The following is a 25109-nucleotide window of genomic DNA, read 5'->3' on the forward strand; positions in this document are numbered from 1 at the left end:
ATAATTGGACACTATAAATTTACGAATTTTTCGCGATAATACCAAGAAAATCAGCCACTTAGTTTTATACTAAATGGCTGATTGTTTTATTGTTGGACAGCAGAATTATTATATCGAACTCACGTTAATTACAATTGCGGGAAACATAGTACTCCATCTTACACCTGCACAAATTGCATGGCAAATGGTGGTGCTATTGGAAATTTTAGTTATAGAGCAGTTAAACCTGGAAATACATCAATCTCTTTTTCGACGACAAATGGTACTACAAAAACATTTGACGTAATAGTTGTCGAAGCTAAGGTCAAAAGTATAGAATTAAGTACTGATTTAGATTGTGTGTTCCCGGGAGAGACAGTTCATTTATCTGCAAAGGTATCTCCTGAGAATGCAATACAAACCGTTAAATATGAAGTGAATAATGGATCTCAGTTAGGATGGACTGACTTGTGTGACGATAAAATTGAAGTCTCGCCTGAATGGGACGGCAATGTAAGCACAATAAGAATTCGAGCCAAATCAACTGATGGTTTTGATGTTACATCTGGCATTTGTGATGTTCGTATTTGCAATGTGAATAAAATGCATTTTTACACGGATTCTTTAACTGTGGGGGTAGGAGATACCAAAAGTAATTCTTTATATTTCGGAAACATTTCGCCATATACTGTACTCCATTACAAATCTGAAGACGAGAATATTGCAATAGCTGGTGATGAAGCTAAGATTACCGGAGTCTCTCCCGGTCGCACTACCATATCTGTGTATCGAAAAGGATGCAATATTCCGATAGCAAACTTTCCTGTTGAAGTATATGTACCGGTAAAATCAATAGAACTTGACCGATATGAAATTCATGTGCCTTTTTACACGTATTTTACTATAAATGCAAAAGTTCTCCCTGAAAACGCTACTGACAAACGAATCTCATTCTATAAGACTAGTGCTATTAATGGCCATGACAACAAATGGTATATTTCCCCACCATTTAATAATGGCGCTGAGATTGAAGCTCATTCTGTAGAAAATCCTGACATCAAGGCGGTATGCAAAGTCTACCAAGAAACATTCCAGTATGGATTGTCTAATTTAGACAGTGATAAAATATACTTGTCGCGAGGTGAATCAGTTACAGTAGAACCATTTATCCGGCCTGAGTATCAGAACGATCGAACTTGGGAATATTCTTCAAGCGATTCCGATATTGCTGAAATTAATCAGAACGGGTGTATCACAGCAAAGAATATCGGCACAACAACAATCTGTGTATCAACAGATACTGATGGTTGGAGAGCTGTTATCTATAAAGATGTCATAGTGATAAATAAAGTATCTTCAATTTCATTAAATCCATCTTCAGCAGAAGAAAAAGAAGGAGAACAGATACAGATTAAAGCTACTGTACTACCCGAAGATGCGACAAACAAAGTGCTTGCCTGGAGTTCGTCCGACGAAAGTGTGGCATCGGTCGATAACAACGGACTTGTGTCTCTTTTGAAGGAAGGACATGCATTAATAACCGCTTATTCGACTGATGGTTCCGATATCGTTGCCACATGCAATATTTCTGTCATTAAACGAGACGTTTTAGTATCTTCTATCTCATTGGATTCTTCGTATGCCGAGGGAAAAGAAGGAGAACAGATACAGATTAAAGCTACAGTTCTTCCGGAAGATGCGACCAACAAAGTGCTTGCCTGGAGTTCTTCCGACGAAAGTGTGGCATCGGTCGATGACAATGGCCTTGTGTCTCTTTTAAAGGAGGGACATGCATTAATAACCGCTTATGCGACTGATGGTTCCGATATCATTGCTACATGCAATATTTCCGTCATTAAACGAGACGTTTTAGTAGCCTATATCTCATTTGATCCTTCGTATGCCGAGGGAAAAGAAGGAGAACAGATACAGATTAAAGCTACAGTTCTTCCGGAAGATGCGACCAACAAAGTGCTTGCCTGGAGTTCTTCCGACGAAAGTGTGGCATCGGTCGATAACAATGGCCTTGTGTCTCTTTTAAAGGAGGGACATGCATTAATAACCGCTTATGCGACTGATGGTTCCGATATCGTTGCTACATGCAATATTTCTGTCATGAAACGAGACGTTTTAGTATCTTCTATCTCATTGGATCCTTCGTATGCCGAGGGAAAAGAAGGAGAACAGATACAGATTAAAGCTACAGTTCTTCCGGAAGATGCGACCAACAAAACCATAGAATGGAGTTCATCTGATGAAAGTACCGCTACTGTGGATGATTTCGGCTTGATTTCGTTGCTCAAAAAAGGTACAGCAGTAATAATGGCATCGACAACCGATGGTTCTGGCATCTCCGCTGAATGTGCAGTGGTCGTGAGTGAATTGTTAGGGATTGAGGAAATCTTGACCAATGAATCCTCTTATGTCAAGATCTTCAATCTCAGCGGAATTCTCGTCTACGAAGGCATCTATTCTGATGCTAATCTTGTCCCTGATTATTATATCGTAGTCTGCGACGGCAAGAATGTGAAAGCAAAAATCCTGCATAAAAATGCCACGAGTATGACCAATAGACAATAATAAGACGATTGCTTTTTATCGTCATAACCAAGAGGCTGTCTAATTTAACGGCATTCCAGAGGATTGTTTGTCGGCAAGCGCCACGTCAGTCAACATGCCGCATGTCGACTTCCTCCAAATGGGAGACCGCATAGTCCTTGCCTCAGAGCATGATAACTCGACAGAACTATGGGAACTGGATTTGGTGAAAAAAGAATGGAATTGGCTGAAAAAGTTGGACACATTACTTTCAAGTTACCGCTATTATTACAAAAATAGATTCTATGGAATTAGCTCTGAATCTTCAATTAGAGAAGGCATTGACTGGTATGACCCCTATGCAAAAGAGGGAGGCTTTCTGAGATATGAGAATCCGGTTCCGGATTATATGAATGTGCATACCACCGATGATATCAACTACGGATTCTTACGTTTCTCCGGCCGCAACACTGCCAATGGGGATGAGGAAGAGATTGTCATCGATATAGAAACCGGAAAGATTCTGAATCATTCATCTCAGGCTGTAGAGTGGAAATTCCAGACAATTATAAGCCTCAACTGATTGCTGTTACGGCAATAAATATATTGACATGAACCATTGTTCTGCCGACTATAACTGATAAGTCATAGAAAGAGTAAGGAGGCGGTGTCGTAATTAGCGTTATGATCCGCCTTCTTTTTGTTTCAGACTGATTTTGTGATCATCCAGTTGCATCAAGGCTGCAGGGTGTCGCTGTACTTCGCAACGCACCGATGGACGCCGTTAGCAGTCTCCCTGCGGGCATCTACATCATCCATCAGGGGCAGACCACCCGCAAGATCGCCGTGAAATAACAGCCCGTCGCTTTCGATATTCGTAAGCTGACGTTGACCTATTTTATGCGCTCATATCAGTGTGTCAAATGGCCACTTTTTCAAAATATCATTTGGATGGGTGAGAACTTATGGTTAACTTTGCAACAGCGGTTACAGTAACAGCCGTTACAATAGCATGAAGTTCTACGACAGAGAGATCGAGTCTGAGACATTGAGGCGTATAGAGAATACTTCCAAGGAGTATGCCCAGATGACTGTAATAACCGGACGAAGGCGCATCGGCAAGACAACGCTAATCAAACATGCTTACGAAGGCAGAGAGATGATCTATTTCTTTGTGGCTCGTAAGAGTGAGGCGCTGTTGTGTCAGGAACTTTCCGATACGATACGTGATGTACTTGGCGAGGATTTAGGCGACTTTTCAAGTATGGCACGATTGTTTGCATCGGTCATGCAGATTGCGAAGCGTAGGCATTTCACACTCGTTTTTGACGAGTTTCAGAATTTCAAATATGTCAACGAGGCATTTTTCAGCGAGATGCAGAATATCTGGGACAGCAACAAGAATGAGGCACAGATAAATCTGGTGATATGCGGTTCATTATATTCAATGATGACCAAGATATTCGATGATAAAAATGAACCTCTTTATGGCAGGGCAACCTCACGCATCCGTCTTCGTGAATTTCCACTTTCAACACTCCGTGAGATAATGCGGGACAATAATCCCGATTACACCCCCGATGACCTGCTTGCAATGTATATGATCACTGGCGGAGTCGCAAAATATGTGGAACAGATCCATATCCAGAAGGCATTTACAAAAGAGAAGATAATGGAATCCGTGCTGTCATTCGGCTCCTACTTCATTGACGAGGGAAAGGAGTTTCTCTCCGATGAGTTCGGCAAAGACTATGGGAATTACTTTTCCATTTTGTCTGCAATCGCCGGAGGTTTCAATGAACGCGGAGAAATCAAATCCTATACCGGTGTGGAAGCGGGAGGTTATCTCGACAAGCTGGAGAATACCTATGATCTTGTGTATCGTTACCGACCTTATCTCGCGAGTGAGAACAGCCGCAACGTAAAATACGGTATCAAGGACAACTTCCTCAATTTCTGGTTCAGATTCATATATAAATACCGGAGTGCGGTGGAGATTGGGAATCTTTCCTATGTAAAGGAAAAGGTGCTTGCCGACTATTCTACTTTCTCGGGCTGGATTCTGGAACGCTATTTCAGACAGATGTACCGTGAGGCCGGTCTATATAACATTGTTACAAACTATTGGGAGAAAGACGGCAACAATGAGATTGACCTTATCGCTGTCAACGAGGCCGACCGTGAAATAGTAATCGGCGAAGTCAAGCGCAATCCACGACGTATTGACCTGCATGATCTGGAGCAAAAATCACAGAATATCATATCAAAGCGCAAAGGCTGGCATATTGAATATGCCGCACTGTCTCTTGAAGACATGGGGCACTGAAGGTACTTACAGCACAAATCTCAAAGTGTGTTTACTTTTAAGCCAAATTAAACATTAGAGACACGAAAACCCTCAACCAGAGTGTTGTAAGGAGAAAAGAGTTTTTATCATGCATATATCTTCCGATATATGGCCTTTATGAGGCAAGTATTTTAGTACTTCGCAGAATTAAATCATAAATGGAGAATGAACAGTGATAATTTCAATTCCATTGGCTCGGGTGCATGCCATAAAACCTTGCCACCCGAACCAAAGATTTAACCTGATTTTAGATTTGAGCGTGGTGACCCGGCGAAATTTCCTTTCGGCATGGCGAAAGCGGCAAGCCGATGAGGCTGAGGTCTCCACATTTGACTCGGACAAGCCTCGCCGAACTAAAGGTTTTATCGCCGGAATATGGTTAAGGTCTGTTAAAGTCTGGGGTTGCGAGGCGATGGTGTGGGGTTGAATGACCTGAACAGATTTGTGTAAATTTGAAATATATACTGACTATCAGCATATTAAGCCGTAATAAGAAAAGATATGTACCTATCGTAACACGCATAACAAGCAATATCTCAGCGCATTAGCATGAGCGTGGTGACTTATGGCTCGTGCCCTCGCCGAGCTGACGGTTGTGGTGACTCGGAGAGGTGTGGTTGAATAAAAGACAGCTAACTCATTGAGAATTAGCGGTCTTCAGTGGTGCAACCAGCACCATTTTTAATGAATTATAATGAATCGTGGCGAATGACACTAAATGCTATAATCTTATATATCAATGCAATTAAACTGAACTGAATTTGTTTTCAGGCGTTAATATTCAAGAATTATAGGTAACTTTATAGGTAACTTTTGAGAAGTTTACTATATTTGCGATCGGATTGGTTCGGTTTGAATTTGAACCACAACCCAATCCTGTATATCAGACAATTAAACGAATTTGAATTATGGCAAAGACTCTCTCCAGATTCTACTTCCTCAAAAAGGACGAGAACAAGGATAAAGCAACCCTCTTCGTGAGGGTACAAGACCCCATACGCAAGATTGATGTTCAGTTCACAACGCGGCTCCGTGTGTCTGTGCCGGAGTGGAAAGTGGCTGTTTCGAGCGAGGACGCATTAGCCCGTCATCGCAAGGAGTATCCCAGACTGCATGACAAACTCGGTCGCATCGAGGTCATGCTCAAACGAGAAATGGAAGCTCCGGAATTTGACCGCGAAAAGGTCAAACAGGAAATAATGGCTATTGCAGACCCGGAGAAATCAGAGATAGTACGCCGTCAACAAGAGGCGGAAGTTATCGCAAAGGAAAAAGAAGAACGACAACTACGGGAAGAAGCGGAGAACGCTCGCATTGCCGCAGAAGCCGAGCGGGCTAACATCTGGAATTTCCTTGACCGCTTTGTCGAGGAAATAAAATCCGGCAAACGTCTCAATGGTAACAACCGTTACACTGCGGGTAGCTGTAAGGCGTGGAGCAGTTTCCGAAAACTGTTTAACGGATTCGACCCACGCCACAAATTGACATGGGCAGATGTTGACCGCTCGTTGGTGACGAAATTTCTTGACCACCTTCAGAAGCTCGACTACATGGGCAGTTCGGTCAACAAATACCTTGTTTCATTCCGCGCTATGGTTGGCTACGCATATGAGGACGGACTGCACAATAACGACCGTGCATTAAGTTGCTTCTCCAAGCGTAAAGTGGAAGAAAGTGACAAGGCTGCTGAAATCTATCTTACCGAAACGGAGTTGCAGGCATTGGCAGAAATGGAACTCACCGGATTGAAAGACCAAGTGCGAGATATTTTCCTCGTCGGTTGCTATACCTGTCAGCGCGTCAGCGACTACAACAATATCCAGCCGGAGGACTTTACGACAACAGCGAAAGGCACTCCGATTATCCGTCTTGTTCAGCAGAAAACGCGCAACGAGGTGAAAATTCCAATAATGAATCCCAACCTCCAAGCCATCTGCGAGAAATATAATTATCACCTCCCCTCTGTAGTAGACCAGATTCTCAACCGCTATATCAAGGAGATACTTAAAGACCTCTCCGAAAGCGTGCCGACACTTGCTGTCAAGGTTCCGACAAAGCTCACCATGAAACAGAAAGAGAGGGAGAAATCCGGAGAACTGGCAGTAGAACGTAACGAGAAAGGAGACGTGATGATGCCGCGCTATGATTGTGTCACCACCCATACAGCCCGGCGCAGTGGCATTACCAACATGTACCTCTCCCACAAATTTACGATTGTCCAGATGATGCACGTCAGCGGACACAAAACGCAAAAGACCTTCATGGACTACATCAAGCTCTCATCTGATGAAATCGCCGACGAGATAGACGCAATAGTCAATGGCGCAAAAGAAGAAGTGTTCTAAAGGTCTTGATGTCTGACCTGTATCCCGACTTGTGCGTTTTGCATAAGTTAGTTCCCCAATGTAGTGGATTAAGATTTTTTCTTTTGCTCAGTCGTATATTAGGTTTGGTTTATCGGGCATATATAAAGCCCGAGCTAAACCAATCCGACTTATAACATCCATCACGGTGCCAAATGTGCATAAAAAGTATGCGATTTGGCACTCTCGTGGAATTTCGTTATCTACGATTATCATACCCCTCCATTCCATCAAGCTTCCAAATGTGCTATAAAATCTTAGATTTGGAAGCGTGACGTAAGAGTTCTATAATTACACTCCTCCGAAAGTGCATCGAAGAATATGGCGCGGCTATCTGAATGAGCAGAAATACTGCGACAGCCCGTCGCAGTTATTGGATGACGGTATAATTTTGAACTTTCTTAGCCTATTGCTGTTTTAATTTTGTAGAGTTAGAAAAAATCGCTAACTTTGCACCGTCATCGATCGAAGAACGAAAGACTTGGTTGGCCGCATTACCGTAAATGCGGTTTTTTTATGCCTTGTTCTGAAGCTTACGCATATAGTATGCGTGATTGGACTGGTCAACACAGAAGCCGGTAATTAAAGCAAAATTGGGATTTATATATTCCACGACAACCATATAACCTTTTGCGCGATACCAAAAATATTCGCGTTCCCGACCGGAATTTTCAATATATCTGAACCGCGTGATACGTTTGTCGGAGGCGTTCTCTAAAATGGGCTTTATCCAATGGACGCGCACAGCTCGCTCTGAGCGAAACTCTCTCACCGTTTTTGCTGTTTTACGCCTATCCTCTTTGGCATCCCGCGTTATGACATGGACGAACTTCTCAAGCAGTCCGTCAAACCAATCGGGCAACCCATCCTTATGTGAGCGATTGTATGGATAAGGCTTTATTATCAATTCGGCACCATCAAGATTTACCTTCTGGATTAAGACATCATCCTTGAATCTCTCATGCAGCTCTAATATCTTGTCCTTGTCATCAACCGACAATTCGCAATCAAAATATGGCTGCAACATTCCGAGTATATCGTTATCAGCCATTTCTTTTCTTCGGTTGAAAATCGTAAATCGCGAACTTGTCATCTCCTGGCTCAGTCCCTTCATCAAGATGGTAACCCGACAATTCTTCGATAAGTCTTACAATGTGGGATTTTGCCTCGCTCCCATTCAGACCTCTTGACCTGTATGTGATAGCCCCGATTATAATATCAGCAAGCTGGATAAACTGCGATTCATGTGAACGGATATTCTGCAACGACTGTATTTTATCGTTCGTCCTTATCATGTTTGTCAGTTCACTGTGTATTGAAGCAAGTTTGATTTTACCGTTATTGTCTTTAAGGTCAAGGAAAATTCGGTAAGAATTGGCACTGTCGGAATTATGCCGGATAGAAAACCGGATAAGGCGTTCAATGACTGAATAATAGAACCGGTTATACTCATCACGCTTCAAAGAATGAGCCTGAATATTCGACTTGTTCTTGATAAGCACACTGCGGAATACCATTGATGACTCAAAAAACAAACGCAGAATCTCGTCATACATGGCAAGATGCGTGCGGCTTACAGTATTCCATTTCAATTCATGGAGGATGCCATATTTGCGTTTTATGCGTTTAAGTTCGACCTTATAAGCGTCAAGGTCTGCATCAGGCACAATTATTGCCCCAATGCACATAATGTCGCTGTTATCAAATTGCAGATAACAACTCTCATCGCAAAATATTGAATATGCCTTTTGCAGTTGCTCCATACTGCAAAGTTACTACAAATCCGTGAGATATGAAAACCTTGTCCGTTCAAAGAATATAACTCCGCTGGGATTTTTCTTTTCGCCCTCCCACATATTAGATAGGTTTAGTTTGTCGGGCATATATAGTGCCCGAACCAAACCAAAATCGATGCTTAGATAAAGATAAACAGGCACGGTTAGCCGTTTTGTCACCGATTTTTTGTAATTTTGCATCTTGGAATGGCGGCGTAATAGGCTGTCATTGAATATGGATACAAAGAAACTCCTACATAGATACCCATTACTGATAATGCTTGTTGCGTTTATCGTAGCAAGTGTGGCTGTGTCGTGTGGTAGCAATCCGGAAATAGACCGTCAGTTGACCAAGGCGGAGGAAATTATGGAGCAACACCCTGATTCAGCCTATATGCTGTTGGATGGTATTGACAAAGAAACTCTTTCAACCAAGAAAGAGAAGGCTCGTTACGCCTTGCTTATGTCAATGGCTCTGGACAAGAACTATATTGACACCACGACCTTTGATGTCCTTCAGCCGGCAATTGACTATTATCTTGACAATGGTACGCCCGATGAGAAATTAAGGACATACTACTATCAAGGGCGGATATTTCAAAACAGAGGTGACGAAGACAATGCAATCAACACATTTGCAAAAGCTCTTGATAATACGGTCGGAGCAAGAGACTCGTTGTGTATCGCCCGTACTCTCGTTGCTCAGGGCGGTTTGTATACTAATCTTTATGATTTTGGAACATACACAAACTGTTATTTGAAAGCTGCAAAAATATATAAGAAATACTCATACGACTATTATGAGTTTGACTGTCTGATGAATGCACTTAATGGTGCAACTGTTCTGAAAAATAAGATGCTTGCCGACAGCATATATAATATCTGCACCTCGTTCACTCCGGTTGATAAATATCAAAGTCGAAACTTCAATGGGCACAAACTGACATATATTATCAATCTTGGAACCAAACAAGATCTGTCTGAAATTATTGGTAAGCAGAAGATTGATTCATATGATACAAATGGGTTGCTTAATCTTGCATTAGGATATAATATACTTGGCGACAACATACATGCAAAACAACTCCTTGATGAAGTGTATGAAAGTGGCAATAAAATAGACACTTTGAAGTATCAAGCAATCTTGGTTACTGTTTTGCGTGATTTAGGGGATTATCAAAAAGCATTTTCGACTTATTGGGATTACTCCCATAAACAGGATTCTATTTTTAGCATCCAATTTGAACGTAAACAAAAGTTTATAGAGGAAAAACATGATTTAGAACTTCAAGCACAAGAGGCGGAGAGACAGAAGAGCCAAATTATATGGGGTAGCATAGGCATAGTGATGCTACTTTGCATCATCATACTTTCATATTCGTTATATGTAAAACGGATAAAAATCGAACACGCCAATGATTTAGTCCAAATCAGGAATTTGCGGGATAATCTCTTTGAAACCGGTAAACAGCAAGAGGAAATGTCGAACAGAATTGAAAAACTGTTTGGCACTCGCTTCAAGCTGCTTGATGGACTTGCCTCGTCATATTTTGAATGTAGGGAGACCGGACAGGAACAGAAACGTATATATGCCGATGTCAAAAACTCTCTCAACGATTTCAGTTCCAATACCGCCACGCAGGAGCTGACGGATGTGGTCAACGGATACAAAAACGGACTGATGGAACATTTCAAAGCTGACTACCCCAAATTGTCGGCCTCGCAATATCGCCTCGCGCTTTATCTTTTCTGTGGATTTTCACTGCCGTCGATAAGCATATTCATCGGCACAGACCTTCGCAATATCTATGTCTATAAATCCCGCCTGAAATCAATAATTTCAAAGAGCGAGACACCTCGCAAAGAGGAATACCTCAAATATTTCGCCTGATGCGGAGCCTTGTTAGGCAATGTTAGATTTTATTTTCGGGCGTATCTGAATATCAACACCTTACATCGGTCGATGTAAGGTGTTGTAGTTTGTAGTCAGGCTGATTGGACGTAATTTTGCATCGTAAATCAAAACCAAATAGTATGATGCAATCGTTCAAATACGGACTTACCGCGACTGTGGGATATATGGTACTCCTTACAGTTTTGCTCGCTCTGACAGCATGGATTGAAGGGAACGGAATGAGCTACATCTACTACGACCTTATCTCTCCTTTCAATGCAGTTCTGTCGGCAATATGTGGTATAATTGTGTTCTTTACCGGATACTGTTTTCCTCGAATCTTTTCGCGCATGGTTGCAGACTATAAATCGGAGTATCCCGATGTGCCCGAAAAATATGTTATCCAAATCTGTCGGGGAAAACTGATGAAAAGGTACTCATAAAATATCGCAACCGGCTGTTTTCTTGCAAGTCTGTTTATCTGTATCGGAAAACGTCCTCCGATTATCGTCTGGTATCTTGTTGCAATCGGAACACTGTCCTTGATGGCATACATACGATATGGGCAAAAATATAAGAATCTATAATCACAAAACGCTATAAATATGAGACCAATATTCATTTTCATTATCACTCTGTTCTGTGCTTTGTGTGCATTTGCACAGACAGAAACTCCTGACAGCGTGAAGGCACGGGAACTTAACGAAGTTGTGGTTGAGGCTCAGATGCAACGTACCTCTTCCAATGTCACGACCTATTATCCTGACAGGAACAGCAAGCGTACTGCCCAAAATGCAATAGATCTTCTTAGCAGTATGGCTATACCTCAGATAAACGTAAATCCGATTGGAGGCACAGTGACGACACCAAGCGGTGACGAAGTGTCAATTTATATTGACATGGAGCCGGCTACGCAAGAGGAAAAAGATGCCTTACGCCCGGAGGACGTCAAAAAAGTGGAATATTTTGTTTTTCCAACCGATCCGCGTTTCAACCATGCTTCAATGTGATAAACATCACATTGAAGCATTATAATTACGGAGGATATGCCAAGGTATCCGGTACCGGCAACATAATGGCAGGTTCCGGCAGTGGCGTTGCTTACGCAAAGATGTCATATAAGCGCATGACATACGACATTAGCGTGAACGATAAATACACCGACCGTCATCACACGGGGAATGAGCAAACACAGGTGTTTCGATTTCCCGATAATAATGGCGAAATCAATGAAATAACCCGCAGTAATCTACTTGACGGCAGCCGCTTTCAGCATAATCAATTCGGAGCCTCGTTCCGAGCCAAATACACATCAGACAAGGCTGTAATCTCCAACAGTTTCTTTTTCACTGCACTAAACACCCCTAACAGTTCTTATAACGGTAAACTGGTGTTTTCTTCAGATGCGTTTGGCAACAGCGACTACACAAACTCGTTAAACTCGACATATCTCTATCCTCGGTGGAGAGGTAATTATTACTTTGACTTAGGCAACGGATTCAAGCTAAATGCCATCCCTTCATTCTTCTATCAGCACACTGAGTCTGACCGCAGATATGCCTCAGACAATACTGATATTAGAACTGACGCAACAGAGGATGCAGTAACCGGTGAATTGCAGATACAGCTTAACAAGTCTTTTGACAGATACCACACTCTTGACGTTAACATATTGGGCATTTATTATAATAATCGAGTGAAATACACAGGTAATACTGTGGCCACACCGGAATTCAACCAGTTCGCTTATGGCGGCATTGTCGGATACACTTTCTCAAAAGATAGTTTTTACGGACAGTTGTCAGCAGGTGTTGCCGGGGAGTCTAACAAAATCAGCGGAGTGCGTACAAATAGTTTTATTCCTCTTGTAAATCTTAACACCCAGTATGCCTTTAATCAAAAAAATCAGATCAGTCTCTCGGCTATGCTGAATATACGCCCCGTTGAGGCATCTGAAAAAACACCTGACATAATCCAGGAGAATGAACTGCTGTACAAGACAGGTAATCTTCATCTGAAAAATGTGAAAGTAAGTAAGGTCACTCTTGATTACACTTGGCTACCCAACAATAAGTTTTCATTGTCGGCATTTACAGGCTGGAGTAGAGATTTCAACCGCATAGTGCCTGTTTTCACGCCTGATGGTCCAGACGGTCTGATGATTCGCACTTTGGAAAATGACGGATATTATCAGGATTTCTATTTCGGAACGTCATTAACAGCCAAACTGCTGAACCGCTCACTGGTACTTAGAGCCACTCCGCAGATGTGGTTTGAGAAAATATCCGGAATATATGCCGATACGAACAGTTATCTGTCGCTTTCACTTAACGCTACTTATTATATCGGCAAATTCTATGTCTCGGCGTATTATTCACCTGCTTTCAGGGAATTGGTATCACAAAGCCTTACTGCAACCTCGGTTAAGCGTAAGACTCATTATCAACTGAAAATCGGCTGGAGCAACGGCTCTTGGAATTTCACAGCTGCCGCTGTCAATATTTTCCGACGTAACTGGGTGGCAGAGACATCAAGACTCGAGAGTAAATGGTTTGACCAATATACTACCGAATACAGTGCGTCAAGCCATCAGTTTGTTAGCCTTACCGCAAGCTACACATTTGGTTTTGGAAAGAAAGTTCGGCGTGGCGATGAAATTCAGACCATGGGAGCAGGAAGCTCAGCTATCATGAAGTGAGAGTAACAGCTTAATCATACATAGACAAAGACAGGCACCCCCGGCAGTGATTGTCGGGGTTGTCTGTCTTTAAGTTAGCAGGGATTATTCGTAGCCGTCGGGTAATTCCGGTTTGGCGTCTTCGGGGATATGGGGATTGGCTCGCATATCCTTAATTGATTGGATTTCTCCCCGAGTTAAGCGGGAGCGTTGCTCATGAGGTAACGGCTTCGGCTTTGATTCCGCCTGAGCCTTGGATTGTTCGGTTTCCTCGGACTTAGGTGGCTCCGGCGGTTCGGGTGTCCAGTCATCGACTGGTCGGAAGTAGAGGAACTGCGGAGCGTTGCGCTCCATATTGAAGATTTTGGTCTTCATGCCGTTTCTTTCCTCTTTCTTCCCATCGAGCATACGGCGTTCAAAGTCCTGATATTCCTCGGTGTCTGTCCTCCCGATGCGGCTCCAGCGGTAGAGCCATTCCACTCGTTTGAGGTGCTCAATCTCGCTGTCTTGATGGAGGAACATGATGCCGAATGCGATGAAAATGACCGCGTTTATTACGAACACTATTTTGAAGGCATTTAGTTTGTTGCGCAACGCGGTTTCGTTATCAGAGCTGTTCTGCCGTTTCTCAATTCTTTTGAGGATGGCATTGTTCTCTACGGCTTTTTTATCGGTATTCTGAATTTCATCCTTGACAGCCTTTCGGATAGCCTTGTCATACTCCACTTTTTCAAGTGCGTCCAATGCACTGACAGTCACCGTTACCGACTGCGGTATCGGGCGTTCTCCGGCATTGCATTTGCGGGTAATCTTAGTCACGGCTTCCTCTATGTCGGACTTTCTGGCAATATCGTCAGGAAGCACAACCTTGACCTCAGACGGCATCGTCTGTGTTTGTGACGGTGGCGTTGCCTTCGCCGTGGTTTCGAGGGTCTCGATGCGAGTGGTGTGGTTGGTAACTGTCTTTTGCAGGTCGTCAATCTGCTCACCTTGTTTCTTGACGTCATCATATAGCTTTGACATATTCAGATTCTTCTTGATTTGCGTTTACGTCTGGCTTCTTCTTTCTTGATGGCGTTTTGAAACGCCTGTTCCTCCGGGTCGAAGCCGGGGCCGAGAGTGAACAGATTTCCGACCGCTCCTATGGTTGCGTCCAGAACGTCCTCCACAAGAGATGGCTTTTGTGACGGTGCATATTCGACCGTTACTTTCGGTTTCTGCTGGATAGAATCTGATTGCTCAAATTCCTGCCTGCGGTTGAAATCAAAGAGGTTGTTCAGGCGACGATATGTGAACGCACGGTCGATTTTAGACCCGTTGACCGTTATGTCTCCGTCTGTAAATTTCACCCCTATGTGTTTGCCTGTGTTGTGATCGTCATGAAATTTTACCTCAATTCCTGCACAGGCGAGGCGGCGCGAGAACTCATCCCACGACTTACAGCCATAAATCGCCTGACTGATCCGCTCCTTAAATACTGGAATTTTGTCCTCGTATTTCTGTTTCAGCGGCGAGTATGTGAGTCCGTATTTGTCCTTGATAGCCTTTACAACACGGTCGCTGCGCCTGAAATTGTTGCGCTCGTCGACTGCCTTGCCTGACATATCCACACGGTTATAGACGATATGGAAATGCGGATGCTCGGTTTCCAGATGGCGCACGACAAGATACTGGGTGTTCTTGATTCCCATACCTTCCATATACTCTTTTGCGAGCTGAGCCATGAATTCATCGGTCAGGCGAGGCGCATCGGCGTTGTCAAAACTGATTGAAATATGTCCTGCCGGATTCTCCTTGCCGGGCATAAATCCATGTATCGCTTCAAATGACTGCACCATTTTCGCATAGTCGGATGTGAAAATATTTTCGCTTCCGATGATGCGCCATGTGTCGGATGGATACTCTTTCGGGTCGTGGAATTGGCGCGTCACATACCCCACGACATCGTGAAACGTGCCGCTTTTAAGTATTCTTGCAAACATAATCAGTCTCTTTATTGGGTCTTAATTTTTTGAGAATGTCAAACATCTTATCGACAACAGCGGCTAATTTATTTGCCGCGCTGCGAAGTTTGAGCTGATGAAAACAGGTCATTGCCTGATTGAAATCGGAACTGAGATTTAGTATTCCTTTGGCAATTTCCTTTTCAATCCCGCTCAGGCGACTGACGATAGTGAGCCGGAACGCGCTGTGTCTGACATACTCCGCCATCTTTACTCCGGCGGTTTTTGACCGCTCCAGAAGGTCGGAGTATTCGGCATCGTTCAGTTTGATTGTCACCACATGGGTGCGCTTCTCATCGGTCGGTTTAGAGGGACGACCGCCCTTCCTGACAGTTGGTTTACTCATAGTAGACATTGTTGTGGTTTATGTGGATTGGGGAGGCAAAGAGCAGCTTATGCTGCGCAGTTTCGGGAAGCATTTTCGGAGAAAAAGAAATCCCGAAACATATCCTTGCCTTCCCAATTCACTACGTTCATCGGGAAGCTGCCCCACGGTGTACCGGGTGCAGTGGTATCCCGACATTATTATTTCAGAGCTTACGCCATATTTCGATGTCGTCGGCATAGAGATTCAGATGTTCGACAAGGACGGCGTTGATGTAGCTGCCTACGGTGGTGTCACGGTCACTGAGGATACGGGCGATGCGTTCGAGCTTCTCCCATACGCTGCCCTCTATGTTGACCGGATGACGCTTCTCCAACTTTGCCGGCGTGAGATAGGTAGCCTTGAAATCGGCGTAATCCGATTTGCGCTGCTGCTTGCCGATGCGCTGTTGCTTGGGTGGTTCGGCTGTGTCGGTTGCGGCTGTCGCACCGATTGCCGTCTGTTCGTTGCCAAACAGATTGTCTGTGTTGGCAGGAGAAGTGCTGTTGACAGAGTTGACAGGAGTAGTTGAGTTGATGGAATTATCTGGTTGCATAATTATTTGTGGTTTGATGGTTGATACTTTGGATTCGGGTGCATCGGTCAACTCGGTTGACTTGGATGCGGCGGATTTATTTGCTTTCATTGGAAAGTGTGTTTTTTGTGAAACTTTGAGTTACAAGAAACTCGTTGAGGTCGTTGAACTCGGAGTATAGAGTTGAGCTGTCAATCATGGTTGAGCCATATATGGCTGTCAACTCGGTGAGCGCTGTTCGTCCGGCAGTGTCGTTGTCAAGATAGCAGTTGATAGCGGTGTAGCCTTTGAGATATGGCACAGCCTTGTTGACATTGACAACCGAGTTGAGTATGATTGCATCGGCTCCACTGATTATTCCGAGTGTGAGCGCAGAGAGATAATCAATAAATCCCTCGAACACGGCACACTCTGTTGACGGGCCATCTCTCGCCCACGGCAAATATGAGATGTCCTTGTGTCCTCGGCAACCTTTGAAATATCGGTTGCGCAGTTCCCAGCCGCCACTGATATTCTCGAATGCCGCGGCAAAATAAAATCTGCCGTTGACACAGTAATGTGCCTCCTTGCATTTCGCTTTGGCGATGTGTGCCGGGATACCACGCTCTTGGAGGTATGCGACAAGTGCGCGGTGTTTCAGTGGCACGACCTCAAATCGCTCCATGCTCGGTGCGGAGTGTCGCTGGGGATAAGAGGAAGCGACTGTCTGCACCGATGGCGCCGGGCAACTGTCAGCGATGCAACGCATGAGATAGCTCAGGTCGGTTGACCGATATATCTCGGCTGCAAGGTCAATGATGTTTCCACCTCTACCAAATCCGAAGTCATACCAGCAGTTGAGCGTTGTCTCGACCTTGAACGATGGTGTCTGTTCCTGTCGTAATGGCGACTTATACCATAGCCTCGTTCCTTTTCTCACCGTCGGTTCATGTCCGAGCTGAGACAAGAAGTAGGCTAAAGGGATTGATTTAATCTCTTTGAGCATATCTAAAATTTGTGTTGGGGATTTGGTTCGGGTTCAGCTCACATATATACACCCCGTACTGAACCGAACTTAAATCAGTAATAAAAATCGGGGTTGTATGAGTATGTGCCGTTTTCCCGGATTACCATCCGTTTGTTCATTAGAAAAGATTTCAGTTTCGTCACCTTGCCGTCACCATATGGGAACCCACAGGCGGCATAGGCTCTCTTGATGCTGTCCTCACAGTTCTGACACCCTTTTATAGCGCCGTTGGCAAATGCCATTTCAAGAGCCTGTCGGTGCTGTTCGGGTGAAAGCTCCGAGTATGAGAAGGTCTGAACCTTTGACTTCCCGGCAAAGGTGTATTCAGTGGCAATCTCCGGCAGTCCTGCCTCATTGACGATGAAAGCAAATGGCGGGAAGTCCATCGAGCGGATACACGATGCCGAAACCTCCGTCACTTCGCTGTCGGTCGTGCTTTTGCAGACTTGCAGAACCGTCTCCGCTTTGTTGTTGAGTTCGGAGCCGACATGACCGCTCACGTTATCATCGCTCTTGTTAAGGTGCAGAACCGTGTGTATGTGTATCTGATACTTGTCAGTCCACTCCATGAGCTTGCCTATAAGTCGTGACGATTCAATGGCATTGTTGATGTCGAACATAAGGTCGCGGATTCCGTCAATAATCACCAGTCCGACATTGGGTGTGTTTGCGATAGCATTGTCGATAAGTTCAAGGCGCAAATCGGGCGTAATGGCGCGGAGCTGGGAGAATATCAGATTTTCCGGATGGCTGTCAAGAGGTAGCCCGGCGAGCTGAAGCGCACGTCGCATGATTCGCTGGCAATGGTGTGGACTCTGCTCGGTATCGAAATACAGGATTGTACGCTTGTCATCGGGAAACTCGGCGATATAGCGCAAAACCTCTCCATTGGTAAGTACAGCCGCAAGAATCGCACTCACGTTGAACGTCTTTTTGCTTTTCGCCTTTCCGGTCGATGCCGAGAAGTTACCAAGTGTGCCGATAACCGATCCGTTGCAAAAGAGAACCTCAGGACTTTTGGCTATCTCATCGGTCACTCTGAGCTGATATGACTGCCAGAGCTTGTTCAATTCTTTCGCATCCATCATTTTCTATCCCTTTCAAGTATCAGACGTTCGACATCGCTCTGACGATAGCACACCTTCTTACCAACCTTCACTGGGATTAGAATCTTGTTCTTGTTCCAGTTCCAGAGGGTGGTGTGGCACACGCCGAATTTCTCCATCACCTCCTTCTTGGTGAGCAGAACCTCCTGTGCCGCGCTGACCATGGCGGGAAGAAGCTCGGCTTTGGCTGCCTCGATTGTCTGCTTTATCAGTTCAATGAGGTCAGCAAGTTTAACATTGACCGTGACATCGGTCACACCGCTGTTGATTAACTCTAAAAGATTTGTCATAGGCAAATACAATGTCGCCGATTGTTAAACGACCAAACGACTCCGGCGACTTTATGAACCGTTCAGCCACTGTCCCGGTCGGAACAGCGATGCAAAGATAAAGGACAACTGCCCGCTTTGCAATAGCTAAAACGCTTCATATCAGCCATATAAATTCGTTTAATTTCGTTGGCGTAATTAAACGAATTAAACGAACTGAATAGCCGCGAATCACAACTGCCGAAAATGAAAAAAGCCACCCGACCGCAAAGGTCAGATGGCTTCAATATGGTGAATTTCCGGCGTTATGCCGCCTCAAAATGGTTTCTGATATTGTCGAGATTCTTTTTATCCTGCCCCATATCAATCATGCGCTTGCCTCCCATCATCGGAGTGGTGAGCTGCTGGTGGGCTTTCTGCACTCCGCGCAGACCGACAAACTTGTATTCAGGATAATGTTCCGACAGGGCATCGTGGAATGTGGAGATGTCGCAACTGCGTATGTGCGAATCCTCGTGAAGATAGATATACAGCATGGCGAGGTCATTGCCGCTCGACCGGAGTTTCAGGAACTCCGATATTTTCCCCTTTATACGGTCTGTGTCGTCGGGAATGAGGTTGTCAAGGGTTTCGCGGATTTTTTTCCTGCCACGTTTCTTCGGCTCTTTCTTTTCATCGGTCACTTCGGATACTTCATCATCAGTCAGAGCAGCCTCCGGTCTTTCTTCCTCCATTTCCTCAATGACGGTGTCGGTAACCGGCACAATGCTTCCCATAGATTTCTGAATTTTTCGGAATTGCCGCCAATCTTCTCTTGTGCGGTGTCCGTTGACTATGCTCATTTGGATTGTCACAAGAATCATAAAGCGTGCTTTTATACGGTCAGACAGACCGGTATCCTTGTCCTGTATCATTTCCTCGTTGTATGAAACGACAGTTTCCCAGCTGTTGCCGAAATACATCCATGCCAGCATCGCAGGAACAATGGAGTCAGGCTTCTGCGACTGGAACCCATCGACAAGAGTAGAGGCTATGTCGGCATCTCTCAAAAATTTCTCTATTGAATCCAGATCCTTAGGATTCTTCTCCGACATTTTAGCCATGACAACGTTGGCATAACCCGGAGCTGCTAACTGAGCATATTCAAATATCTGTATAAAACCGGAACGGTCGCGCCTGCTTACTTCCTCGGCAAAGGCGCAATATTCCTCTCGGTGGGTGTCAAGCCACTCCTTGACCATTTCCTTGAATTTCTCGTGCTTGATTGTACGGGGTTTAATTTTCATATTGTGATGTAAACGGCGGGACTTCATTATCCCGCAATCTACAAACCGACAACCCGATTGAATGGTTCACTCGCCGTGCTTTATTAAAAAATGTAAACAGATTTATTTTACGTTCATTCAGTTGCGTCAAGGCTGGTTCAGCACCGTCCAAACGCCTCTCTCATAGGTAACTTTATAGGGAACTCGGCAAAATTAGAGTGAAAGTAAAATAGCCAAGTAGTTGAAATTCAACTACTTGGCTATTTTGGAGGTGGTGCCACCAGGAATCGAACCGGGGACACAAGGATTTTCAGTCCTTTGCTCTACCAACTGAGCTATGGCACCGTTTTTGTTTTGCGTTGCAAAGTTACGAAGTTATTTTGGGTTTTGCAAGTGTTTCGGTGATTTTTTTGAATGTTTTTTTGAGGATAGTTTGTGGTGATGGCGTAAGTTGTTGAATTGCAGTGCTGTTGCGCTATTGCGTGGATGGTGATGTGGCTTCTTGGAAGCGGGGTAGGGAAAGCCCCTGCGGCAGGGCTGTGTCGCAGGGGCTTTGTAGGGTTGTCGGCAATGGCGTGGTTAGAGTTTTGCCTGGATTGCCTTTGTTGCTTCTTCGTAGCCGGGCTTTTCGAGTAGGGCAAACATGTTGCTCTTGTAAGCCTCTACGCCGGGCTGGTTGAACGGGTTCACGTCCAGGATATAGCCTGAGATGCCACATGACAGTTCAAAGAAGTAGATGAGCTGTCCGAGGTATTCTTCAGTGAGTTCGGGGATTGTGATGCGGATATTGGGCACACCTCCGTCTACGTGGGCTATGCGTGTTCCGAGTTCTGCCATCTTGTTTACTTCGTCGACACGCTTTCCTGCTATGTAGTTGAGTCCGTCGAGATTGGCTGCGTCGGAGGGGATTGCTTTTTCGTGGGCGCTCTTTTCGACTGAGATTACGGTCTCAAAGATAGTGCGTTCGCCATCCTGAATCCACTGTCCCATTGAGTGGAGGTCGGTAGAGAAGTCTACGGCAGCGGGGAATATGCCCTTGTGGTCTTTTCCTTCGCTTTCGCCATAGAGCTGCTTCCACCATTCTCCGAAGAAGTGGAGCTTGGGGTTGTAGTTTACGAGTATTTCAGTCTTTTTGCCTGCGCGGTAGAGGGCGTTGCGGGTAGAGGCATAAAGCTCGCATATGTTGTCGTCGCCTGAGTTGAGACACTCGTGCTGCATGTCGAGCGCGCCCTTCACAAGCTTCTTGATGTCATATCCTGCTACGGCGATGGGAAGCAGACCCACGGGGGTGAGCACTGAGAATCGGCCGCCCACGTTGTCGTCAATCACAAATGTCTTGTAGCCTTCCTCGGTGGCAAGCTGGCGTAGGGCGCCGCGTTTTGCGTCGGTGATAGCCACAATGCGCTTGCCGGCCTCTTCCTTGCCCACCTGTGACTCAAGCTGCTCCTTGAGCAGGCGGAATGCGATTGCCGGCTCTGTGGTGGTGCCTGATTTTGAGATTACGATGATGCCGAATTTCTTGTCCTTCAGAAATTCCTGAAGCTCGTAGAGGTAGTCTTCGCCGATATTTTGTCCGGCAAACAACACCTTGGGGCTTCCCGGCTTTACGGGTGCATAGGCGTCAAATGAATCGGCGAGAGCCTCGATCACAGCCTTTGCTCCGAGGTAAGAGCCTCCGATACCTACCGATACGACATAGTCGCAGGAGTTGCGCAGGTCATTTGCCACGGCGATGATTTCGTCGAGATGATGTTCGGGTGTTCTTGCCGGCAGGTCAAGCCATCCGAGGAAGTCGTTGCCTTCGCCTGTTCCGCTTTTGAGCTTTTCGAGGGCGGGTTTGGCGGCTGCTGACTCAAGGGCGTGAATTTCGTTTTCAGGTACTGTCGAAATCACAGAATTGATGTTTACTTGAATTTTTTTCATAATAATTATTGTGAAGATAATGTTTTATGTCTCACTGTTTATTTAAACTTGTTGCTCATCTCTTCGATTGCGAGCGACACCGGGGTCTGCTTGTAGAGCACGGCATACATCGCGTCGAGTATCGGCATTTCCACCTGCGGCTCGCGGTTGATTTCCCAGATGCATTTGGTGCCGTAGTATCCTTCCGCTACCATTTCCATCTCCATCATGGCGCGTTTCACAGCCGACCCCTTGCCTATCATGGAGCCGAAATTATGGTTGCGCGAGAAGCGGGAGTAGGAAGTGACGAGGAGGTCGCCGAGATATACGGAGTCACATATGTTGCGGCTGCTGCCGACCATCGTCTGTATAAACCGGTCCATCTCCCTGATGGCATTGGAGAGCAGGATTGCCTGGAAATTGTCGCCTGCCTTGAATCCGTGGACCATGCCCGAGGCGATGGCGTAGACATTTTTCAGCACGCCGGCATACTCGATGCCCCTTACGTCGGTCGACACGAGAGTCTTCATCGCCTTTCCGTTGAGCGCCTTGGCAAAACACTCGGCAATCTTTAAGTCGCTGCTTGCGACTGTCAGATAGCTGAGGCGTCCGAGCGCCACCTCTTCAGCGTGACACGGGCCTGCCACGACCACTATCCTTGCCGGGTCGACGCCATAATAGCTTTCCATGTAGTCGCTGATAAGCTCGTTTTCGTCGGGCACAATGCCCTTGGTCGCGATTACGATGTTCTTGTCAGAGATGTCGATGGTGAGCTTGGCGAGATGGCTCTTGAAGTAGGGCGAGGGCATGGCCATCAGCAGCGTGTCGGCGGCGTCACAGGCAGCGTTAATGTCGCTGTAGAAGTTGATGCGGTCAATCGGAAACTCCACGTCGGAGAGGTAGGCGGGATTATGACCGAGGCGCCGAAACGACTCGATGCGGTCGTCGCGGCGCATATACCATATTATCTCGTCGCAATTCTGAAGCAACAGCTTGGCAAGAGCCGTGGCCCATGAGCCGCCGCCCATGACGGCTATCTTTCCATATGTTTCAGAGTTTTGCTTCATGACTGCTTTTCTTCGACGGCGGCTATCCAAGCCTTTATGTCGTCTTGCGATGGGTTTTTGAGTTCAAGTTTATACTTCTTATTTAAACCACACAGGTCCTGGAATAGTTTGCCAGGATTGGCTCCTGCGAGCTGGCTCACGGTCATCACGCCTGCTTTCTGCAGTGGAGCCACCCATTCCTCGGGCACTCCGATTGCCGTGTAGGCCTCCGCCTTGTCGCGCGGCTGGGTCTTCTCAGGACGCATCTGCGGGAAGAGAAGCACCTCCTGGATGGTGGTCTGCCCAGTCATCAGCATCACGAGACGGTCCATGCCGATACCCATTCCCGATGTGGGGGGCATGCCATATTCAAGGGCGCGAATGAAGTCCTTGTCGATAATCATCGCCTCGTCGTCGCCTTTCTCGGCGAGCTTCATCTGCTCCACGAAACGCTCATACTGGTCGATCGGGTCATTAAGCTCCGAGTAAGCGTTGGCGAGCTCCTTGCCGTTGACCATTAGCTCGAAGCGCTCTGTCAGCTCCGGGTTGTTGCGGTGGCGCTTTGTAAGCGGCGACATCTCGATCGGGTAGTCTATAATAAATGTGGGCTGGATATAGTTGCCCTCACATTTTTCACCGAATATCTCGTCGATAAGCTTGCCTTTGCCCATGGTCTCGTCGACCTCAATGCCGAGAGAACGTGCGGTCTCGCGAAGTTGTGCTTCATCCATTCCGGCGATGTCGATGCCGGTATGCTCCTTTATGGCGTCAATCATGGTGATGCGCTTAAACGGAGCCTTGAAGCTGATCACGTTGTCGCCTACCTTGACCTCGGTGGTGCCGTTCACGTCAAGACATATCTTTTCAAGCATCTTCTCGGTGAAGTCCATCATCCAGTTGTAGTCCTTGTAAGAGACATATATCTCCATACAGGTGAACTCGGGGTTGTGGGTGCGGTCCATTCCCTCGTTGCGGAAATTCTTGGAAAATTCATATACTCCCTCAAATCCTCCCACGATAAGGCGCTTCAGATAAAGCTCGTCGGCGATACGCAGATAGAGCGGTATGTCGAGCGCATTGTGGTGGGTGATGAAGGGGCGCGCGGCTGCACCGCCCGGGATCGACTGCAGGATAGGGGTCTCGACCTCCATGTAGCCGTGGTCGTTGAAATAGCTGCGCATTGAGTTAAACACCTTTGTGCGCTTGATGAAGATGTCTTTCACCTGGTCGTTGACCACAAGGTCGACATAGCGGCGGCGGTAGCGCAGCTCCGGGTCGTCAAAGGCGTCGTAGGTCACTCCGTCCTTCACCTTCACGATAGGCAGCGGGCGCAGCGACTTGCTTAACACTGTAAGTTCTTTGGCATGAACTGAAATCTCGCCGGTCTGGGTGCGGAACACAAATCCTTTTATCCCGACAAAGTCGCCGATGTCAAGGAGCTTCTTGAACACTACATTATATAAATCCTTGTCTTCGCCGGGGCAAAGGTCGTCGCGGCTTATATAAACCTGGATTCTGCCTTTAGAGTCCTGTAGTTCCATGAACGATGCCTTGCCCATGATGCGGCGGCTCATGATTCTGCCGGCGACACACACCTCGCGTGCGGGTTCGTCATCTTTAAAAGTCTCCTTAATTTCTGTCGTGTAGGCATCCACCGGGTAAAGGGCTGCCGGATAGGGGTCAATGCCGAGACGGCGCATTTCGTCGAGGCTGCCGCGGCGTATAATCTCCTGTTCGCTCAGTTCAAGTAAATTCATAAACAGATATAATTAATCAAATATCCGCAAAATTAAGCAATTCATGCCACTTCTCCACTATATTATATGTAGAAATGCTTGCCGGTACATTAATTTTTCAAAAAATACTTGATTGCAAAATGCCGTTTTTGTGTGACTCTTTGTTGAAAAAAGCTTTTAAAAAGTGAATATGTCATGACAATAATTGAGTTATATTTTGATAATATAAACTTTTTTAATAATTTTGCGTTTTAGTTACGTATTAGCAACTATTGTTAGGTTAAATTTTTTTAGTTTTTACATT

Annotated in this window: 21 protein-coding genes and 1 tRNA gene; 8 read left to right on the forward strand and 14 right to left on the reverse strand. The window is 45.7% G+C overall.

Going from position 1 to position 25109, the window contains the following annotated elements; genetic code table 11:
- The first annotated feature begins 177 nt into the window (after positions 1-177).
- The 4 genes from E4T81_RS11250 to E4T81_RS11265 all read left to right on the forward strand — a co-directional run bounded on the left by E4T81_RS11250 (position 178) and on the right by E4T81_RS11265 (position 7209).
- On the forward strand, positions 178-2559 hold the full coding sequence (locus tag E4T81_RS11250; RefSeq protein WP_135044598.1) for an Ig-like domain-containing protein: 2382 nt from the start codon (positions 178-180) through the stop codon (positions 2557-2559).
- A 118-nt stretch (positions 2560-2677) separates the two neighbouring features.
- Positions 2678-3100: a hypothetical protein gene (locus tag E4T81_RS11255; RefSeq protein WP_135044600.1), complete on the forward strand. Its 423-nt coding sequence runs from the start codon at positions 2678-2680 to the stop codon at positions 3098-3100.
- A gap of 429 nt (positions 3101-3529) precedes the next feature.
- Positions 3530-4843, forward strand: a complete 1314-nt coding sequence (locus E4T81_RS11260; protein WP_135044602.1) for an ATP-binding protein — start codon at positions 3530-3532, stop codon at positions 4841-4843.
- A 929-nt stretch (positions 4844-5772) separates the two neighbouring features.
- Positions 5773-7209, forward strand: coding sequence for a phage integrase SAM-like domain-containing protein (locus E4T81_RS11265; RefSeq protein WP_135044604.1), 1437 nt, complete (start codon positions 5773-5775; stop codon positions 7207-7209).
- Positions 7210-7741: 532 nt separating this feature from the next.
- Here the strand turns inward: E4T81_RS11265 and E4T81_RS11270 are convergent.
- Together E4T81_RS11270 and E4T81_RS11275 are read right to left on the reverse strand one after the other, a co-directional pair.
- Positions 7742-8278, reverse strand: coding sequence for a hypothetical protein (locus tag E4T81_RS11270; RefSeq protein ID WP_167761870.1), 537 nt, complete (start codon positions 8276-8278; stop codon positions 7742-7744).
- Positions 8271-8990: a DUF3800 domain-containing protein gene (locus tag E4T81_RS11275; protein ID WP_123478373.1), complete on the reverse strand. Its 720-nt coding sequence runs from the start codon at positions 8988-8990 to the stop codon at positions 8271-8273. Before E4T81_RS11275 ends, E4T81_RS11270 begins: the two co-directional genes overlap by 8 nt.
- Positions 8991-9237: 247 nt before the next feature.
- Here E4T81_RS11275 and E4T81_RS11280 point away from each other — a divergent pair, with 247 nt between their 5' ends.
- The 4 genes from E4T81_RS11280 (at position 9238) to E4T81_RS11295 (ending at position 13594) form a co-directional block, all read left to right on the forward strand.
- Positions 9238-10893, forward strand: a complete 1656-nt coding sequence (locus E4T81_RS11280) for a hypothetical protein (RefSeq protein WP_135044606.1) — start codon at positions 9238-9240, stop codon at positions 10891-10893.
- Positions 10894-11036: 143 nt separating this feature from the next.
- Positions 11037-11339 (forward strand): hypothetical protein, encoded by a 303-nt coding sequence (locus E4T81_RS11285; protein WP_135044608.1) that lies wholly within the window; start codon positions 11037-11039, stop codon positions 11337-11339.
- A 162-nt stretch (positions 11340-11501) separates the two neighbouring features.
- Positions 11502-11906, forward strand: a complete 405-nt coding sequence (locus tag E4T81_RS11290) for a hypothetical protein (protein ID WP_135044610.1) — start codon at positions 11502-11504, stop codon at positions 11904-11906.
- Between the two features lie 11 nt (positions 11907-11917).
- Complete coding sequence (locus E4T81_RS11295) at positions 11918-13594, forward strand: hypothetical protein (protein ID WP_135044612.1); 1677 nt, start codon at positions 11918-11920, stop codon at positions 13592-13594.
- Between the two features lie 84 nt (positions 13595-13678).
- On the opposite strand, the gene E4T81_RS11300 is transcribed toward E4T81_RS11295, so the two are convergent.
- The 12 genes from E4T81_RS11300 to lysS all read right to left on the reverse strand — a co-directional run bounded on the left by E4T81_RS11300 (position 13679) and on the right by lysS (position 24826).
- The gene (locus E4T81_RS11300) at positions 13679-14596 is read right to left on the reverse strand and encodes a hypothetical protein (protein ID WP_135044614.1); all 918 of its coding nucleotides are present in this window, start codon (positions 14594-14596) and stop codon (positions 13679-13681) included.
- A 2-nt stretch (positions 14597-14598) separates the two neighbouring features.
- The gene (locus tag E4T81_RS11305) at positions 14599-15555 is read right to left on the reverse strand and encodes a relaxase/mobilization nuclease domain-containing protein (protein ID WP_135044616.1); all 957 of its coding nucleotides are present in this window, start codon (positions 15553-15555) and stop codon (positions 14599-14601) included.
- On the reverse strand, positions 15536-15922 hold the full coding sequence (locus tag E4T81_RS11310) for a hypothetical protein (RefSeq protein ID WP_135044618.1): 387 nt from the start codon (positions 15920-15922) through the stop codon (positions 15536-15538). The genes E4T81_RS11305 and E4T81_RS11310 overlap by 20 nt, the downstream gene beginning before the upstream one ends.
- A gap of 184 nt (positions 15923-16106) precedes the next feature.
- Complete coding sequence (locus E4T81_RS11315) at positions 16107-16586, reverse strand: DUF3408 domain-containing protein (protein WP_135044620.1); 480 nt, start codon at positions 16584-16586, stop codon at positions 16107-16109.
- Positions 16573-17460: a toprim domain-containing protein gene (locus E4T81_RS11320; protein WP_135044622.1), complete on the reverse strand. Its 888-nt coding sequence runs from the start codon at positions 17458-17460 to the stop codon at positions 16573-16575. Before E4T81_RS11320 ends, E4T81_RS11315 begins: the two co-directional genes overlap by 14 nt.
- Before the next feature lie 74 nt (positions 17461-17534).
- Positions 17535-18569 (reverse strand): AAA family ATPase, encoded by a 1035-nt coding sequence (locus E4T81_RS11325; RefSeq protein WP_135044624.1) that lies wholly within the window; start codon positions 18567-18569, stop codon positions 17535-17537.
- Positions 18566-18877: an AlpA family transcriptional regulator gene (locus E4T81_RS11330; RefSeq protein ID WP_135044626.1), complete on the reverse strand. Its 312-nt coding sequence runs from the start codon at positions 18875-18877 to the stop codon at positions 18566-18568. Before E4T81_RS11330 ends, E4T81_RS11325 begins: the two co-directional genes overlap by 4 nt.
- 284 nt (positions 18878-19161) lie before the next feature.
- A complete protein-coding gene (locus tag E4T81_RS11335; protein WP_135044628.1) occupies positions 19162-20142 on the reverse strand; it encodes a DUF6043 family protein in 981 nt (326 codons plus the stop codon).
- 251 nt (positions 20143-20393) lie between these two features.
- Positions 20394-20466: transfer RNA gene (locus E4T81_RS11340), tRNA-Phe, on the reverse strand.
- Between the two features lie 234 nt (positions 20467-20700).
- Positions 20701-22044 carry a glucose-6-phosphate isomerase gene (locus tag E4T81_RS11345; protein ID WP_135044629.1) on the reverse strand — a complete coding sequence of 448 codons (1344 nt, stop codon included), beginning with the start codon at positions 22042-22044 and terminating at the stop codon, positions 20701-20703.
- Positions 22045-22082: 38 nt separating this feature from the next.
- Positions 22083-23090 carry an NAD(P)H-dependent glycerol-3-phosphate dehydrogenase gene (locus E4T81_RS11350; RefSeq protein ID WP_245207069.1) on the reverse strand — a complete coding sequence of 336 codons (1008 nt, stop codon included), beginning with the start codon at positions 23088-23090 and terminating at the stop codon, positions 22083-22085.
- Positions 23087-24826: a lysine--tRNA ligase gene (lysS, locus tag E4T81_RS11355; protein ID WP_135044631.1), complete on the reverse strand. Its 1740-nt coding sequence runs from the start codon at positions 24824-24826 to the stop codon at positions 23087-23089. Before lysS ends, E4T81_RS11350 begins: the two co-directional genes overlap by 4 nt.
- Positions 24827-25109 lie beyond the last annotated feature (283 nt).

The sequence above is a fragment of the Barnesiella sp. WM24 genome, assembly GCF_004570975.1.
In the GTDB taxonomy this organism is placed as follows: Bacteria; Bacteroidota; Bacteroidia; order Bacteroidales; family Muribaculaceae; genus Muribaculum.